At 67.3% G+C, this 14,943-nt stretch carries 16 protein-coding genes; 7 read left to right on the top strand and 9 right to left on the bottom strand.

Annotated elements, in window-relative coordinates:
* Nucleotide 1: 1 nt before the first annotated feature.
* From ACZ9CK_RS13260 to asd, 6 genes are all read left to right on the top strand, one after another.
* Entirely contained in the window at nucleotides 2–805 is an 804-nt protein-coding gene (locus ACZ9CK_RS13260; protein WP_426299176.1) for a thymidylate synthase, read from the top strand.
* Nucleotides 802–1,365 (top strand): dihydrofolate reductase, encoded by a 564-nt coding sequence (locus ACZ9CK_RS13265; protein WP_426299178.1) that lies wholly within the window; start codon nucleotides 802–804, stop codon nucleotides 1,363–1,365. Before ACZ9CK_RS13260 ends, ACZ9CK_RS13265 begins: the two co-directional genes overlap by 4 nt.
* 3 nt (nucleotides 1,366–1,368) lie before the next feature.
* A complete protein-coding gene (locus tag ACZ9CK_RS13270; protein WP_476050164.1) occupies nucleotides 1,369–1,590 on the top strand; it encodes an NF038396 family protein in 222 nt (73 codons plus the stop codon).
* 13 nt (nucleotides 1,591–1,603) lie between these two features.
* A complete protein-coding gene (locus ACZ9CK_RS13275; RefSeq protein WP_476050165.1) occupies nucleotides 1,604–3,001 on the top strand; it encodes a hypothetical protein in 1,398 nt (465 codons plus the stop codon).
* Between the two features lie 23 nt (nucleotides 3,002–3,024).
* On the top strand, nucleotides 3,025–3,222 hold the full coding sequence (locus ACZ9CK_RS13280; protein ID WP_476050166.1) for a hypothetical protein: 198 nt from the start codon (nucleotides 3,025–3,027) through the stop codon (nucleotides 3,220–3,222).
* Between the two features lie 88 nt (nucleotides 3,223–3,310).
* A complete protein-coding gene (gene asd / locus ACZ9CK_RS13285) occupies nucleotides 3,311–4,441 on the top strand; it encodes an aspartate-semialdehyde dehydrogenase (RefSeq protein WP_476050167.1) in 1,131 nt (376 codons plus the stop codon).
* A 70-nt stretch (nucleotides 4,442–4,511) separates the two neighbouring features.
* Here asd and ACZ9CK_RS13290 read toward each other — a convergent pair whose 3' ends face one another.
* Complete coding sequence (locus ACZ9CK_RS13290) at nucleotides 4,512–5,648, bottom strand: winged helix DNA-binding domain-containing protein (RefSeq protein WP_476050168.1); 1,137 nt, start codon at nucleotides 5,646–5,648, stop codon at nucleotides 4,512–4,514.
* Between the two features lie 71 nt (nucleotides 5,649–5,719).
* On the opposite strand from ACZ9CK_RS13290, the gene ACZ9CK_RS13295 reads away from it, so the two are divergent.
* Nucleotides 5,720–6,181, top strand: a complete 462-nt coding sequence (locus ACZ9CK_RS13295; RefSeq protein ID WP_476050169.1) for a hypothetical protein — start codon at nucleotides 5,720–5,722, stop codon at nucleotides 6,179–6,181.
* Between the two features lie 12 nt (nucleotides 6,182–6,193).
* On the opposite strand, the gene ACZ9CK_RS13300 is transcribed toward ACZ9CK_RS13295, so the two are convergent.
* From ACZ9CK_RS13300 to ACZ9CK_RS13335, 8 genes are all read right to left on the bottom strand, one after another.
* On the bottom strand, nucleotides 6,194–7,261 hold the full coding sequence (locus tag ACZ9CK_RS13300) for a UDP-N-acetylmuramate dehydrogenase (protein WP_476050170.1): 1,068 nt from the start codon (nucleotides 7,259–7,261) through the stop codon (nucleotides 6,194–6,196).
* Nucleotides 7,262–7,270: 9 nt separating this feature from the next.
* Nucleotides 7,271–8,527 (bottom strand): MFS transporter, encoded by a 1,257-nt coding sequence (locus tag ACZ9CK_RS13305; protein ID WP_426303491.1) that lies wholly within the window; start codon nucleotides 8,525–8,527, stop codon nucleotides 7,271–7,273.
* A gap of 65 nt (nucleotides 8,528–8,592) precedes the next feature.
* Complete coding sequence (locus ACZ9CK_RS13310) at nucleotides 8,593–9,030, bottom strand: MaoC family dehydratase (RefSeq protein WP_426299194.1); 438 nt, start codon at nucleotides 9,028–9,030, stop codon at nucleotides 8,593–8,595.
* Nucleotides 9,031–9,032: 2 nt separating this feature from the next.
* Nucleotides 9,033–9,494 (bottom strand): FAS1-like dehydratase domain-containing protein, encoded by a 462-nt coding sequence (locus tag ACZ9CK_RS13315; protein WP_426299196.1) that lies wholly within the window; start codon nucleotides 9,492–9,494, stop codon nucleotides 9,033–9,035.
* 44 nt (nucleotides 9,495–9,538) lie between these two features.
* The gene (locus tag ACZ9CK_RS13320; RefSeq protein WP_426299198.1) at nucleotides 9,539–9,763 is read right to left on the bottom strand and encodes a DUF3188 domain-containing protein; all 225 of its coding nucleotides are present in this window, start codon (nucleotides 9,761–9,763) and stop codon (nucleotides 9,539–9,541) included.
* A gap of 81 nt (nucleotides 9,764–9,844) precedes the next feature.
* On the bottom strand, nucleotides 9,845–10,795 hold the full coding sequence (locus ACZ9CK_RS13325; protein ID WP_476050171.1) for a DUF2797 domain-containing protein: 951 nt from the start codon (nucleotides 10,793–10,795) through the stop codon (nucleotides 9,845–9,847).
* A gap of 2 nt (nucleotides 10,796–10,797) precedes the next feature.
* Entirely contained in the window at nucleotides 10,798–11,661 is an 864-nt protein-coding gene (locus tag ACZ9CK_RS13330) for an HpcH/HpaI aldolase/citrate lyase family protein (RefSeq protein WP_426299202.1), read from the bottom strand.
* A gap of 104 nt (nucleotides 11,662–11,765) precedes the next feature.
* Nucleotides 11,766–14,723: a hypothetical protein gene (locus tag ACZ9CK_RS13335; RefSeq protein ID WP_476050172.1), complete on the bottom strand. Its 2,958-nt coding sequence runs from the start codon at nucleotides 14,721–14,723 to the stop codon at nucleotides 11,766–11,768.
* Nucleotides 14,724–14,943: the final 220 nt, after the last annotated feature.

Raw genomic sequence — 14,943 nt, forward strand, 5'->3', positions numbered from 1 at the left:
CGTGAGCATCCCCACCCCTTATGAAGACCTTCTTCGCGATGTCCTGGCCAACGGAACCCACAAGTCGGACCGCACGGGAACCGGCACGCGGAGTGTTTTCGGACGCCAGCTCCGCTTCGACCTGAGCCAGGGGTTCCCGCTGATCACCACCAAGCGGGTGCACTTCAAGTCCCTTGCCCTCGAGCTGCTGTGGTTCCTCCGTGGGGATTCAAACGTGAAATGGCTCCAGGAACAGGGCGTCAGCATCTGGGATGAATGGGCGGACGCCGAGGGCGAGCTCGGACCTGTCTATGGTGTGCAGTGGCGCAGCTGGCCCACTCCCGACGGCGGGCACGTGGACCAGATCGCCGAACTCATGAAGGGCCTGGCGGAGAACCCGGATTCCCGCCGGCACCTCGTCTCGGCTTGGAACGTCGCCGAAATCAAGCACATGGCCCTGCCGCCGTGCCACGCCTTCTTCCAGTTCTACGTGGCGGACGGGAAGCTGTCCTGCCAGCTCTACCAGCGATCGGCCGACATGTTCCTGGGCGTGCCGTTCAACATCGCTTCCTACGCCCTGCTCACGATGATGGTGGCGCAGCAGCTCGGCCTGGAACCCGGCGACTTCGTCTGGACCGGCGGCGACGTGCACATCTACGACAACCACCTGGCGCAGGTCACGGAGCAGCTAAGCCGCGAACCCTACGAGTACCCGCAGCTGCGCTTCACCCACAAACCGGACACCATCTTCGACTACAGCTTCGAGGACTTCGAGGTGGTCGGCTACCAGCACCACCCCACCATCAAGGCACCGGTGGCAGTATGAGCAGCGCAGGATCCCAGGACAGCCGGGAGCTGGCATCGCAGATCGGCCTGATTTGGGCGCAGACCACCAAGGGCGTCATCGGCCGGGACGGCACCATGCCCTGGCACATCCCGGAGGACCTGAAGCATTTCAGCGCGCTGACCACGGGGCATCCCGTCATCATGGGCCGCAAGACCTGGGAGTCGTTCCCCGAAAAGTACCGGCCGCTGCCCGGCCGGACGAACATCGTGGTGACCCGGCAGGAAGGCTGGGCCGGCACGCCCGAGGCGGCGGGCGCCGTCGTCGTGTCCTCGCTCGATGAGGCGCTGCTTGAGTCGCAGTTCGCGCCCGGCAACGCACAGGTCTGGATCGTGGGCGGCGGCGAAATCTACCGCCAGTCCATGGCCCTGGCCGACCACGCCGTGATCACCATCATCGACTCCGAAACCGGCGGCGACACCTATGCACCCGATCTCGGCGAGCACTGGGCAGTTGAATCCACGGATCCCGCAGAGGGCTGGCTGGAGTCGAAGAACGGCACCAAATACCGGATCACCACGTGGCGCCGGACGGAAGACTGAGGAATGCTGAAGAAACCTGAAACCCTGTTCGTGCTCGGCTACATGCTGCTGCCGTTGCTCGCGCTCGTGTCCGCGATCGTCGGACTCACCATGATCCTGGGCGGCAACAAGATCGTAGGCATCATCGTGCTGGTGGTGGTCACCCAGGTGTTCACCTTCGGCGCCTTCTTTGCGCTGAGGGCACGCAAGGCGTCATTGCTGCAGGAGCCCGACGCCGAACGGTAATCCATCGATGCCGATGAAAAAGCGTCAGCGACCGTACTACTACAGCATGGGTCCGGACTACAACGTCTACGCATACTCTCCCGCCGAATGGGGTGTCCGCCGCGGGTTTCTGCAGGGCCTGTGGCCCGGAACGATTCCCGGCCTGGCGATCCAGATATCGTTTCTCGCAGTGCCCTTGTTGTTCTCCGCCATTTTGGTGCTTCAGGGCGTCTGGTCCGCCCTGAAGCCGCACCAATTCAACGCCGGAATTGCGGGCTTGTGCATCTACGGCACCACCATCGCGATCAGCGTCTTCCATATCGCCCAGATCAGAGAAGCCCGGAAACTCCGCCGGGACCGTGGGCTGCCGGAACCCGGCCTGGAACTGCCGGACACCGTGGCACGCCGGTGGTTCCTGAGATGGCCCGGGATCATTGCGGATTCGCGCTCGAATTTCCCCGGGAGTGCCGATCCGTACCCGGGCGAGACTGTCGATCTCCCGGCGGGGCTCTCTCACAGGGCGGAACGCAGCCTCTTCTTCGCCACCGGACGCGACCGTTCGGTTATCCATGCCTACACTCCCGGCGAATGGGGAGCCGTCGGAGGAATGCCCAGGGACTGGCGAGCGGCCACGACGGCGGCGGCGATCCTTTTGCTGGCACCAGGCCTCCTGTCACCGGCACTCATTGCCATAGGCATCGGCATGCTGAACACATCCGTGATCGTGTTTGGCGCCGTGCTCACAGCCGTGTTCAGCCCGGCGCTGGCGGGAGTTTACAACGCAGCGGTCCGGGCCCATGGAGCTGCAGCGTTGCGGCGACGCAAAGGACTGCCCACGCCGAAATTCCTGGTGAGTGACGCCGACGCCCGACAGTGGTTCCAGTACTACCCGGGGCGCGTTCCACTCACACGCGCCAACTTTCCCGGAAGCAACGCTCCCTTTCCTGGCGAGTCAGCTGCCGATATGCCCCCGTTCGACATCGAAAGGCCACCCGACGTTGATGCACTCTTCCCTGCCGATGGCGGATCCGGCGGGCAGCAACTGCGGCAGAAGCGCAACATGGCCATGAAGGCCTGGCACGATGCGGCAGTTGCGGCCGGCCGCGAGCGGCGGCTCGTCCGGACTGAGACGGGCCAGCTCCACAGTTATGCACTGGATGAGCTGGGCCTGAAACCCGCTACCACCGGCAACCAGCTGACATCGTGGTGGGGCATGGCGATTCTGGGCACCTTCAGTGCGTCGTTTGCCGGAGTGCTTGCTTACTTGGGGCTCAGCGGATCGGCTCCCGAAGCGGGGAGTTGGGTTGCGGCGGCACTGTCAGTACTTTTCTTCGGCCTCTCCTGGTTGTGCTTCCACTATGCGGCCGCCGACTACCGGGCGCGGCAGCGCCGCCGCGAACGCGGCGTCCCGGAGCCAGCAAGCCGCACGTGACCCCCTCCCCGTGGAATGACCAAATGGATCCTTCATGGTCCCCGCTCATCGTCGGGCTTTTCATAGCCGTGTTGGTTCTCGCGGTCATCGTCAGCAGCCGCCGGGCTGCCAAGCGGGCCAAGCTGCGCCCGCCCCGGCACCGCGGCAAGCTTCAATCCCAAAAGGGCCGCGTGTACAGCAACGCGCCCAGCCACAACGCGAACCCCAGCGACGGGACCTGACCGCAGGACGCATCATGCCGCCGTCGGGCTTACATACCCGTGACGTAACCGACAGCACCGCATGGGCGCGAAAGTCTAGACTGGTCCAATGACTACAGCAGCTAATCCGTCCGTTGGACTGGTCGGTTGGCGTGGCATGGTCGGTTCCGTCCTGATGCAGCGCATGCAGGAAGAGAACGACTTCGCCAACATCAACCCGGTGTTCTTCTCCACCTCGAACGCGGGAGGTGCCGCGCCTTCCTTCGCTGAAGGCGCCGGCAAGCTCGAGAACGCGTTCGACGTCGACACGCTGGCGAAGCTGCCCATTATCGTCACCGCCCAGGGCGGGGACTACACAAAGCAGGTCCACGGCGAACTGCGCAGCCGCGGCTGGGACGGCCTCTGGATCGACGCCGCCTCCACCCTGCGCATGAACGACGACTCGATCATCGTGCTCGACCCCATCAACCGCGACGTCATCGACAAGGGCCTTGCCAACGGCACCAAGGACTTCATCGGCGGCAACTGCACCGTGTCCTGCATGCTGATGGGCCTGGGCGGGCTTTTCAAGAACGGCCTCGTCGAGTGGGGCACCTCCATGACCTACCAGGCGGCTTCCGGTGGCGGCGCCCGCCACATGCGCGAACTCCTGAGCCAGTTCGGCACGCTCAACGCCGAAGTGAGCACCGAACTGGACGACCCGGCGTCGGCCATCCTGGACATCGACCGCAAGGTCCTGGCCCACCAGCGCACCGACATCGACGCCACCCAGTTCGGCGTCCCGCTGGCCGGGTCCCTGATCCCCTGGATCGATGCGGACCTCGGCAACGGCCAGTCCAAGGAAGAGTGGAAGGCCGGGGTTGAGACCAACAAGATCCTGGGCACCTCGGACGAGAACCACATCATCATGGACGGCCTGTGCGTCCGCATCGGTGCCATGCGCTCGCACTCCCAGGCGCTGACCCTCAAGCTGCGCGAGGACCTGTCCGTCGCGGAGATCGAGAAGCTCCTGGCCGAGGACAACGAGTGGGCCAAGGTGGTTCCGAACTCCAAGGAAGCCTCCATGGCCGACCTCACGCCCGTGGCAGCCTCCGGCACCTTGGACATTCCGGTGGGCCGTATCCGCAAGCTCGAAATGGGCCCGGACTACATCAGCGCCTTCACCGTCGGCGATCAGCTCCTCTGGGGCGCTGCCGAACCGCTGCGCCGCATGCTGAACATCGCTACCGGCACGCTCTAAGCAACACCTTTCAAGCAAGGTCCCCGGCGGATTTATCCGTCGGGGACCTTGCTTTTCGCGGAATAGCGCCTCAGCCGGCCATGAACTTCAGGTACTTCGCTGCCTGCACCTCGAAGGAGCGCGCCGCCGGCGGCGGCAAGCCCTCCGGGTCGAAGGGTTCAGGCACGACGCCGGCATTTCGGCCGGTGCCGCTCCGCGCCCAAGTGCCTACCACCGTACCGCCGGAGACGATCACCCGTTTGAAGACCCCGTTGCCGCCTGGCACAACTTTCTGGGCGTGTTGCGGCGCGAGGACAAGGCTGCGGTCCTTGTAGCCGAGCAGGAATTCGTCGAAGCCGGGCAAGGCGAGGAGCGTGCGGGCGCCGGGTACGCCGTCGTCGAGCAGGGAAGCCGTTTCCGGCGGAATCCAGTAGCTCGCGCCCTCGAACTCCAGTTCCACCAGCTGGTCCTTGATCCGGCCGAGAGCGGCCTTCGCGTCCGTCTTGGGGATCTGCGTCCACCAGCAGAAGTCGTCCAGCGTGGCCGGGCCGTGGCTGCGGAAATACCGGTGCAGGAGTTCGCTGATGCCTTCATCGCGGCCCAGCTTTCGCGATTCCGGAATCCATTCCTCGAACGGCATCAAGAGCTGTTGGCTTGCTGCTTTGCCGTTGCTGCCCGCTAATGGGCCCTGCACTAGCCAGGCGTGCAGGCACAGGGTCCCCAGCAGGTGGACCCCGCGCTGGGCCTTGGTGATCTGGCCGCTTTCCTCAAAGGCTTCGAAGAGCTGCTCGCGGGTGACCCCCTTCCCTGCGGCCAGCAGTTCCCCGGCGATGTCCCGGCAGTGCGCAACGTCGTCGGCTGTGATTCCGAGTTCGCGGTGCCGGCCCGCCACGGCCCGGACCATGCGCCCCCGCGTGATCTCCAGCATCCAACGCAAGTCCTGTGCCGGGACCAGGTGCAGGGTGCCGCGGAAAGGCCACGAACGGACCACTGTGCCGGAGTCGAGGGCGCCCCGTACATCCGACGCCGTGCTGCCCGGAACCCGCTGCCCCACCGCCCACAGGGCCGAGGCCAGGTCCTGCGCCTGCATGGCCGTCATGTGGCGGACGCATTCCTCCGCCGAGGCGAAGCCTGCAGGCTCCCCGGGAGCGCTGCCCAGGAGGCCCTGGGCAGCGAGCCTGAGGCGGCCCATCGTTTTGGCGTTGAGACGGCTTTTCACGGAGACCATGACCTCATCCTAGGGGCTGTTACCCACCGGGCTTCCAGCCTCCGCACAGCAGCATTTCCTAGGCTGGAGGCATGCTTTTCGGTGAGAGCGGCACGCTCCTGCGGCCCCTGAGCCGGCGCCTGGCAGCCTTTGCCTGGGGCCTGGCCGGCGTCGGGCTTGTCTGCGGGCTGGCCGTCGCGGTCGGCTCGGGCGTGCGGCTCAGCCCTGCCATGCAGGCCGTGCAGGCCACGGGACTTGCCGGAACCGTGGCGTCCGCTGTATTCCTGGTCCTGGCCATCTTCACCCAGCCCGGGAACGGACAGCAGACGGGGCCGGGGCGAAGGGGAACAGACGAGCAGGCGCGCAGCTTCCTGCTGGCCGCCGTCGTCATGCTGGTGGCAGTGGCAGGCTTCGCGGCCGCCGGCTGGGTCTCCCCCACAGGCCCGTCACCGCAGAGCACCGCGTTCAGCCAGCTCTTCCTGCTGGGAGCCGTGGATTGCGGCCTGACTTTCCTGCTGTTGAACAAGGTCCGGGTGCCGGAGGAAAGGGACTAGAGTTCAGGTCTTCTAGAGTTCCAGGCCGATCAGCAGCGGCTCGGGGTGCAGTTCGATCCCGAAGCGTTCGACGACGCCGCGGCGCACCTCGCGCGCGACGGCTGCCATGTCTTCGGCGCTGGCGTTGCCCCGGTTGGTGATCGCGAGGGTGTGCTTGGTTGAAAGCGAGGCCCGGCCGCCGGAGACGCTGGCGGCGTCGAGCCCGTAGCCCTTGGCGAAGCCGGCCTGCTCGATGAGCCAGGCCGCGGAAAGCTTCACCAGGCCGGTCGCACCAGCCGGATACTGTGGAGCACCTTCCGGAAGGACCGTGGCGTCCGCAGCGGACACCACGGGGTTCGTGAAGAAGGAGCCTGTGGAGTAGGTGTCGCGGTCCGCGGGGTCGAAGACCATCCCCTTGGAGGCGCGCAGGCGCAGGACCTCGCGCCGGACATCGTTGGCGTAGGCACGGTTGCCGGGTTCGACGCCGAGGGAACGGGCGAGCTCGGCGTAACGGATGGGGGCGCTCATCCGGCTCAGCGGCAGCTGGAATTCGACAGTGAGCACGACGTACCGCGGAGAGCCCTCGACCGTGGTCTGCTTGAGGATCGAGTCCCGGTAGCCGAACTTCAGCTCCGAGTTGCTGAAGGTCTTCACCGCATTGTTTTCACGGTCCCAGGTGCGCACCGAGGCGATGGTCTGCGAGACATCGGAGCCGTAGGCACCCACGTTCTGCACCGGCGTCGCACCCGTTGCCCCGGGGATGCCGGAGAGTGCCTCAATGCCGGACCAGGCGTGCAGCACGGCGTGCTCGACGAACGCGTCCCAGTTGTGCCCGGCCTGGACCACCACCGACACCCCGCCGCACGTGTCTTCGGAGCTGACGGTAAAGCCTTCGGAGGCGATCTTCAGGACGGTGCCCGGGTACCCGGCGTCGGCGACCAACAGGTTGGAACCGCCGCCGACAATGAGCAGCTTCTCCCCCGCGGCATCGGTGGAACGGACGGCGTCGATGATTTCCGCTTCGCTGCGCGCCTCGAGATAGCGGGCGGCGGGTCCGCCCACGGCGGCGGTGGTCAGTTCGGAAAGCAGCGTCTGGGTCACCAATCGAGTCTAGCCTGCGGCCGGCGCCGGCCGTTTGCGCAGGACCGGGGCGAGGAAGAAGCTCAGGGCCTGGAACAGCAGCACGGTCAGCAGGGCGTGCAGGATGCCGAAGTGCTCGGCGAGGAAGCCCAGCACGGGCGGACCGCAGAGGAAGGCGCCGTAGGCGATGGTCGAGGCCACCGAGACCCGGGCCGCTGCGTGGACGGGGTCGTCTGCAGCGGCGGACATGCCGACAGGGAAGCCCAGGGAGGTGCCGAGGCCCCAAAGACCAAGGCCCGCGAAGGCGATCCACGGCACGGGCGCGAACACGAACGTTGCCACCCCGAGGAAGGCCGTGGCCGCACAGACCCGCATGACCGCGACCCGGCCGAAACGGTCCAGCAGGAAGGTCCCAGCGAAGCGGCCCACGGTCATGAAGGTCACGAACACGCCGTAGCCCGCCGCGCCCGCCGCCTCGCTCTGGCCGTGGCCGTCCGCCAGCGCCAGTGCCGCCCAGTCACCTGCCGCGCCCTCCGACAGCGCCAGCCCGAGTACCATCAGTCCGAGCAGGACGGTGCGCCGTTCCCGCCAGGCCATGGCCACCAGCCGCTTGCCGTGCAGCGAAGCGGCTTCCGAGGCCAGGGCCGGGTTGATGATCGGCAGCGGACCCGTGGTGGGATCTTCGAAGGTGTCCGTTTTCCGCGGGCGCACGGGTTTGCGTTGCAGGGCGGTGCCGGTGCGTCCGGCGCTTTCGCGGTCCGCCCGGAAGGACAGGCTGGCGATCAGCACCGCGGCGATCGCGACGGCGCCCACCAGGCCCAGGTGCCACGCCACGGACAGCTTCGCGGCAGCGGCCCAGGCTCCTGCCGCGGCGCCGGCCACCGTGCCCAGGCTGAAGGAACCATGCAGCCAGGGCATCACGTACTTGCCGAGTGCACGCTCAACGGCGGCGCCCTCGACGTTCAGGGCGGTGTTGTAGCAGCCGTTTGCAAGGCCCAGCAGCGCGAGGCCGCACGCTGCCACCACCAGGCTGGAGAGGACCGAGGTGCCCAGGCCGAGCAGGAACAGTCCGCTGCCGCTCAGCACGCAGGCGATCCGTGCCGCGCGGGCCGAACCGAGCCGCAGCACCACCAGCCCGGAGACGGACACCGACGTGAAGGAGGCCGCCGTCAGGCAGAGCAGGATGAGCCCGACGGCGGCCGGAGTGAGTTCCAGCCCGTTCCGCACCGCCGGGAGCCGGGAGACCCAGGACGCCGCGGCGATGCCGCTGGCCCCGTACGCGGCCATGACAGCAAAGCGCCACCGCGCAATATCTGCTGCGGTGGCGCCTTCGCCCCGTTCAAGGATGGTGTTCAAGCGAGTTTCACAACTGCTTGGGACTTCATCAGGACCTTCTGCCCTTCGAACGTAACGGTGAGGTCGATGCGCGCGGTTCCGGCGTCGGCGTCGAGGGCTCCCACGACGCCGGCCACCTCGATCACCGCGCCGGGCGCGTCAGTGCCCGTGGTGTCGGTGACCAGGACGGGTTTGGTGAACCGCGTCTGGTAGTCGACGACGGCGGCGGGGTCGCCGGCCCAGTCGCTCACCAACTGCACGGCCGACCCCATGGTGAACATGCCGTGGGCGATCACCCCAGGCAGGTCCACGCCCGTAGCGAAGGCTTCGTTCCAATGGATCGGGTTGAAGTCGCCGGACGCGCCGGCGTACTTCACCAGGTCCTGGCGGGTGACGTCGATGCTGCGCTTGCCGATTTCCTGTCCGACAGCGAGGTCTTCGATTTTCAGGCTCATGCTTACTGTCCCTCTCCGCGGACCAGGATGGACGAGGTGGTGGTGGCGACCGGGTCGCGCTGCAGGTCCTCGCCGAGCGTGAAGATTTCGGCGCGGGTGGTGATCATGGCACCGCCGCCCATGGCGCGGACGCCGTCCACGTGCAGTTCGGCGCGCAGCTGGTCGCCGGCCACGATGGCGCGGTGGTGGGTAAAGCGCTGGTCGGCGTGGACCACGCGGCTGAAGTCGATTCCGGCTTCCGGATCCTCGATCAGCTGGGCATCGGCACGCTGCGCCACGATGATTGCGAAGGTGGGCGGTGCCACGAGGTCGCTGTGGCCGAGCGCCCTGGCGGCGTCGACGTCGAAGTGGGCGGGGTGGGTGGCCTTGACCGCCCGGGCGAACTCCCGGATCTTCTCGCGGCCGACGTCGTACACCTCAGCGGCAGGGTAACTGCGGCCCTGCAGGTCGGGATTGATTGTCATGGCTCCAACCCTATCGGGCGGGCGGACCTTAGCAGCAGTTGTGACTATTTCCTGAGCGTCCTGCGGATCTGCTGCCCGCGCACCACCAAGCCCACCACGTGCAGCACCAGGCCGAGGCCGATCACGCCCAGGGAGGCCAGGGCCAGGGCCTTGTTCTGGCTGGAGTTCCCGACGATGGTGAGGATGATCCCGACGGCGATCAGTCCCATCGCGCTGAAGACCAGCGTCTTGTAGGCGGTGGAGGCGGTGGCCCAGAATTCGTTCAGCACCAGCCAAGTCTACCGATGCGTTGCGGGGCCCGCTCTGCGTGCTTTGGCGAAGCCATTGGACGTAAAGCTGGCCCAGCAACGCTAGAAGAGGGAGTCCTGGAGCGCGGGAACGTCCGTGTGGTAGTCCCCGAACTCGATCCGGCGGCCTTTGAGCGCCCCAAGGCCCGCGATGAAACCGGATTCCTCGCCCGGCAGGGACACCAGGGCAGTAGCGCCGGTCAGGGAACGGACCGTGAAACCGTGGGCGCCGCCGTCGAACGCCCGCGGGTAAGGGTGCCGCGTCCGGTCATCGACAAGACTGCAGGCTTCCTCCGCGAAGGCAGGCCGCTGCCATTCCTCCTCCACGGTGGAAAAGCCGCCCAAGGCAAGCCTGTCCAGGAACTCGCGCGTGCGGGCGGCGGCCCGCTTGTTGATCGCGGAAAGCTCGACGTCGGCCAGCGGCTCAAGCAGGGAGGCCGCCTTTGCGGCCGACCTGACTAGCTGGACCGTCCCGAGTTCCTGGGTGACGAGGTCTTCGAGGATGCGCACAACGCGGCCGTCCTCGGCATGTGCCACGTAGCTGGCCCGCACGGCGCCCTGTTCCGCGAGCCGCTGCCACTTGCGCACTGCAGAGGCCGTGCCAACCTTCGTGGCGCCGCCGGCGAAAGTGGCCAGGTAGAGCCAGTGCGGCTGCATCAGGTAGGAGCGCAGTCCTGCCGGAACGGAGCCGCCCCGGTGGAAATCATGCATCAAGCGGAAATCGTCGCGGGCAAAGCACGGCCCGCATTGCTTGCCCCGTTCGGCCGGCGCGGCGTCGGGGCAGGGCATGTGAAGGCGTTCCTGTGGTCCGTGGACCTTGCTGCGGCCGAGGCACCACAGCCCCTCGAGCACGCGGAAACCAAGGCTGGCACCGGGGGCAAGCGAAACACGGCCGGGTTCCCCGGAAGGTGCCCGGAAGCGCAGGGCCGGGGACCCGCCGTCGGGCATTCCTCCCAACGGCGGCGGACCGTCCTGTGTCCAAGGACCATCCCAGGCGACGCCGTGAACGAGCATGGCTACAGGGAGGGCTGGACCCCGAAAGCCACGGCGAGCTTCATGATCTTTTCGGCCCGGCCGAGGCGCGGCAGGTCTGAGCCGTCACGGATGACGCGGCCGTTGGCTTCGAAATCGCTCATGAAGTCGGTGGCCCAGGCGACGTCCGAGGGAGTGGGGCTGATGACTTCGTTGATGACGGTGGTCTGGTCGATGGCGAGGCAGAGCTTGCCGGTCATGCCCATGGTCACCGTGATGCCCGTCTGCTCGCGCAGGATGGGGTGGTTGGTGCCGACCGTGGGGCCGTCGATGGGGCCGGGCAGGTTGCCGACGCGGCTGGCGACGACGAGCTTGGCGCGCGGGTACGCCATGGCTTCGGGGGTGGCGGCCATGCCGGTGTCGCGGCGGAAGTCGCCGGAACCGAAGGCGAGGCGGAAGCAGCCCTGGCCCTTGGCGATGTGGTTCGCTTCCTCGATGCCGACGGCGGACTCCACCAGGGCGATCACAGGGGTCTTGCCGTCCATGCGGTGGTAGGACTCGGTGACCTGGTCCGCAGACTCGGTCTTGGCGAGCATCACGCCGAGCAGGCCCGGGGTGCCACGCAGGCCCGCGAGGTCGTCTGCCCAGAAGGGGCTGGTGGCATCGTTGATGCGGACCCATGCCTGGCCGCCGCCGGACAGCCAGTTCACCACGTTTTCGCGGGCGTGGTCCTTCTGGGACGGGTCAACGGCGTCTTCGATGTCCAGGATGATGGCGTCTGCGCGTGAACTGGCCGACTGGTCGAAAAGCTCCGTCTTCATGGCGTTTACGAGAAGCCATGAGCGGGCAATGTCGGCGGGGATGCTGCGGGTGGGGCGCACGGATTCGGTGGTGATGCTGGACGTCATGCATCTACCGTATCCGCCCGGTGGGGGCAATGGCGAAGAAAGCGCCTTCTATGTGATCTTCACTATGAACAAAAAGAATATGACTCCCGACGGCGGCGGGCGCCTCACTTGGGTGCCTCACCTTGCGCCAGGGACAGTACGGCGAGCAGCTTTCCGAGGCCGGGTCCGTTGCCGGACGTGCCCCCTGTCCGGGCCAGGTCATCTGCGAGGGCCTTATCCAGGAGGTTTTGCGAAAGCATCGAAAGGGTCCAGCCCAGCGGCGGATCGACCGCCGGACGGCTCCTCGGCGCAACCACCACTGTGTGGCCGCTGTCCAGGGTATCCAGGACTGCCTTGCTCGCCGTATCGCACTCTGGGTCCAGGCAGACGTCGGCCGACTGACCGAGGCGCTGCAGCCAGGCCCCGGCTTCGACCTGGTTGGCCTTGGCCTTGAGCCCGGCCAGGGGAACGGCAAGCTCCGCGACGGGCGCCGGCACCTTGGCCGCAAGGTCCACGCCCGGCGAATTGCGGATGTAGACGAACACCGGAACCACGTAGGGCTGCCCTGCCGTGCCGGCCTCGGGCCCGCTGTTGTGTTCCTGGACCACCTCGCGCAGGGCGCCCCAGACATCGGAGACAGTGCCGAGCCCGGAGCCTTCGGCATAACCGCCGTCGATGGCCTGGAAGGAACCCGCAGGCGTGCAGCCGTCCTTCCCATCCGCGCCATATCGGACCCTGCCTGCCGGGGAGATGATGGGGAACCTGGCCGAGATCATCGCCGCAGTGGACCAGCGGAGCGCCGTGTCGCAGAAGCGGTTCGCCGGGTCGAAGAAGTCAATGGACACCGGCGGCCCGTCCTCGGAAAGGCACTCCGGGGCCGGAGCCGGCGTCGCTTGGGCTCCCCCTGCCGCACTGAGCTTCAGCTGGCTGAGGACCAGCCGGCAGCCCGAACCGGTGACCGTGGAGTTGAGCATGACGGCGCCGGCGGCACCGCGGGCCGCAGGGTCAAAGGCCGCGTTCAGGAGCGGCGCCTGGCGTTCCCATTCGCGTTCCATCAAGGCCGCGCGATCGTGCCAGCCGAAGTCGCCACGGCTCCGGTTGGGGATCAGCAGGCCGGTGCCTCCTGCAACGAGGTCGGAGACAAGGGCCCCGCCGACGCTGGCGGAGAGCGCCTCGGGAGCCGCAACCGCGTCCGCCGCGGCGGCCAGGTCCGTGCCTTCGCCGCCGTCGCGGGGCGCATATTTGGTGACCAACGCGAGCCCGAGCGAACCCCCGCTGACGCCGCTGGACAGCAGGGTGGCGGTCTTGCCGCACGCCGTTCCGGCAAGCGCGCCGAAGACCCTGGTGGTCCAGCTTGCGGCGCGGATGCCACCTCCTTCGGCGGCGACCAGAAGCATTGGGCGGACAGTCTTTCCGTTTCCTGCCGTCGTGTTGCAGGCCGCGGATATCGCCAGCCAGTCCTTGAACTCGACGTCGGCAGTCCTCCGCTCCGCGGTGGTCGGCTGCCCGCCTGTCCGCGGCAGGTGCATGGCGTCGCCGCCGCCGTTCAGCTGTCCCAGGGCCAGCGCCGCGGCCATCAGGGACAGGATCGGGTTCGCCCGGAAACCCATCCGGTGGAAGACCTCCAGGGGCTGGCGCTGCTGCGCCCAGACGACCACCGCCCCGAAAAGCAGGGCCCAACAGCCGATCCCAAGCACCGCCGTCGCCGACACCCCCAGGAACGCGGTGAAGAAGGACGGCAACAGCAGCAACAGCAGCAGCGGCATGGATCCCAGGGCGAGCACGACATGCTTCAGGTACGGCCATTGGTCAAAGCCCCGGCGGGGGTCCGGCCCGAACAGCCGCGGAATCCTGCGGAGCAGGAGGCTTCGGAGGTAGAAGGCACCCCCGGCCAGGACCACGCCGAACAGCAGCAGTCCGCCCACCCACAGCGGCCAACCCGGAGGCATGGACTCCGCCAAGACCCGGTCAACGAGCATCATGGCGGCCGGCCCGACGAAGCTGCGCACCAGGGACATGCCTGCCACTGCTATCAGCAGGACGGCCAGGTTGTCGCCGCCGCACCAGGCGTCGATGGCCCGGCGGCGGTCCCGCGGGTGCGCACGCATGTCCCACTTGGCGCGGAAGCCGAAGGGCGAGCCCAACACCGAGAAGAACTTCAAGACGATGGACACGAGCAGCAGAAGCAGCGGAACGCCGAGGAAGATGCCGTACTGGAGCCAGTTGCTTCGCTCCACCGGGAACCCGGCCAAGGCCATGACGGCGAGCGCGGCAAGCAGGATCGCGGGTCCCGTCAGCCAAAGGCGCCAGCTTGGCGGCAATTCCTGCGTATAGGACTCCGCCCACAGCTTCCAGGCAAGGACGGAACGCAGGCGCCCGATGTATTGCAGGCCCGCCGCAATGAGGGGCACCACCAGCGAGCTGGCGATGAAGGGTCCGGGATTCCCTTCGGCCCACAGCCGCTGGGAATCCGGCATCTGGTCGTTGACGCCCGGGACCGGCAGCAGGGCCAGGACGGCAACCAGCGCGACGGCGGTGACCGTCAGCCGGTGGAACTGCATTGTCCTGGCCAAGCGGAGCAGGCGGCCCCATATCCGCTTCCGCAGCAGCGGCGTGGCCAGGACGCTGATGATGAACAGCGCCAGGAACAACCACTTCACATTGGAGGCGAAGCCCAGCACGCCCGCGGCCGGGGGCGTGGGGCCGGGTTCCCGGATGGCGAAAAGCAGGAGGACACCTTCGGCAACATCCAGGGCAGCCGCCGTGACCGCAATGGTTTTTGGCAGGATCCTGCCCCTAGCCAGCCGGAAAAGCAGGGTGCCGTAGAGCAATGCGAAGCCAAAGTCGAGGGACACGTGCAGGGTGACCAGGGCCGCCAGTTGCCCGTGGGCCGTGTCCTCCAGCCGGGCCCAGACAGACCATGTCTCCCGGACGCCGAACGCCCCGAAGCCGCTGAGGATGGTTACGCTGCTGTTCCCGCCGTCGGGGGTGACGATCCCTGCAACGAGCCGGTCGATCTCGGCCATCGCGATCCACAGGGTGACCGCACAGACCGTCAGCGTTGCCGTCAGCCAGCGCGTCAAGCGCCGGGGTAAGGGTAGAGCCGTTGCCATGACAACCCCCAGCCGGGTGCCTCGTCAGGCGCCCCAGGGGAGACCGCGGGCGCGTGACTGAATAATGCGCCCGGCCCTGTCCCATGTCAATCGACTGTACGAATCCGCTTTTCCCGCACGCCAGGCCAGGCGGTCCGGACGCATGGCGTCACGGGACTTAATCCTGCGACGCACGCGGAAATGCGTCGCA

The organism is Arthrobacter sp. TE26545 (genome assembly GCF_056279005.1).